This window comes from Burkholderia sp. WTPI3, from assembly GCF_021483755.1.
Classification (GTDB): domain Bacteria; phylum Pseudomonadota; class Gammaproteobacteria; order Burkholderiales; family Burkholderiaceae; genus Burkholderia.
Map to the genome: position 1 here is coordinate 1 of NZ_JAGIXF010000205.1, position 1,786 is coordinate 1,786.

The following is a 1,786-nucleotide window of genomic DNA, read 5'->3' on the forward strand; positions in this document are numbered from 1 at the left end:
TTGTGGCTGTCGTCATTCGCTTTCGACGTGGCTCCTCCTTTGCCCTGTTCGTTGGGGGCGTAACCGCCACCCACGTCTGAATGGACGCCTGGATAGGCCACCTCTTCACGAATGCCGCCACCGTAGCTGTCCCCGTTGCGGATCGAGTCAAGCGGGAAACTCATGCGTTGCTCATGTACCGAGAACGCGTGATAACAAAATCGCACATCCTTCGGGATATTAAGCCGGCCGTCGTCAGCGAATGCGAAGTGCCCGTCGAATGCGCCGAAGTCCACGGTTGCGCGCGTCGAGTCGGGTGGTCCAACGGAGGCAACCGTATCGAAAAGACCGACGAAGTTGACCTTGTAGTTCAGTGCATACTTGCCAGTCTGGTAGCCAATCCGCCCATTCGGTGCCCATTCATTCATCAGCTTGTTCACGAAGACGCGCGCGGATGCCGCCCCCCGCGAGAAGCCGATCACGTTGATCCAGATCTGCTTGACCGTCTGCGGATATCGTCCCTCATCGACGGCCTGCTTATGGGCGAGACCCAGTCGATCGGTGCAGCCGACCAGCGGGAGTTTGTGGCCATCGGCTACGGCTGCGCAAATGTCGTTGGCTTTGTCATCCGGAATCAGAAATCGGGTCTTGTCCGTAGCAATGGCCTTGTAAATGGCATTGAGCACTCTCGTGTAGCCCCACACGCACCGACTGCCGAAACCCTTTGCCATCGACTTACCATCGGTCGAGTACGTCAACTCGCCAATTTCCTTGAACGGCGTACCTACGCCTGGAATATAGAAACGAAATATTCCTTCTTCATTCTTATCCTGTGCCGCGCTGTAAAGTCGAGCAACGTTGCTATGCGTGCGAGCGAGCGAATCCCGTAACGGATTGGTCTGCACGTCGTTATTGTTCGTGCCGTCAAAGAAGAGCGTGATGTGGAGCGTCTGGGGGCAGGACATCAATGCGTCGCAAACCAGCGCGCGCCCTTTCCTCAACGCCGTGACGCTGCCCACCAGACGCCCCCCCCTGGGGCATGGGGTCGGCCCATTTGACGCTCATTGTGTGTTTCCTCCGTCACGGTATAACCGGTTCCATTCCTGATCCACCACACCGTGCGCGATGTACGGATCGTTGTCCGGGGGGCGTATGCCAGGGTCGTTAGCATCCCCTTTCTGGCCGTCCGCTACCATGATGCGAACCCGGTCACCCGGCAGGAAGACGGCCCACAGGCCTCCCATCACTCGCCCATATTTCGGTATCCGAACGTTCTCGGCCTTGTACCAGTACCCCGGTGTCTTCCCGTCCTGCTTCTTGTCGACCAGCCAGCGCACCGTCAGCCTCAGATCCGGCTGCCATGCTGTAGGGATGTCGCTGCAACACGTTTCAGCACCGCCGCCGGACGGCTTGCCGTCCGCTCCCGCCGGCCATACATTAGGGCCACCGCCAGTCACCCCTGACCCATCGGGTCCCTCGATCCCCCACTGATGGATGTACCAAGGGGTGTAGTTCAGCGTCAATGAACTTGCGCCGAGCGTGTCGTAGTGCGTCGGCAGGTTCGCCAAGTCGAGTTGTTGCGCCACGGCGCCAGGATGCTTATCGCATGCGCCGAGGCCAAACACGGCAATAAGGGCGATGGTCTGGATCGTACGTCGCCCATAACGGGAAAATCGGTCTGTCATCGTGAATAGGTCTACGGTTTAACGGGGCACCAGGGCTGCTCCGCCCCGGGCCGCCTTAACAGGCCGTTGAAATACCCATCGACCGGATTCAGACCACTCTCGCAAATGACATGAATTCGCTT

At 58.8% G+C, this 1,786-nt stretch carries 2 protein-coding genes; both read right to left on the minus strand.

Annotated features, from left to right (window positions below; all coding sequences use genetic code 11):
• Positions 1-998 (minus strand): T6SS phospholipase effector Tle1-like catalytic domain-containing protein (locus J7024_RS36855; RefSeq protein ID WP_234746046.1); only part of this gene is annotated, 998 nt, incomplete at its 3' end.
• A 42-nt stretch (positions 999-1,040) separates the two neighbouring features.
• On the minus strand, positions 1,041-1,664 hold the full coding sequence (locus J7024_RS36860; RefSeq protein ID WP_175762217.1) for a DUF3304 domain-containing protein: 624 nt from the start codon (positions 1,662-1,664) through the stop codon (positions 1,041-1,043).
• Positions 1,665-1,786 lie beyond the last annotated feature (122 nt).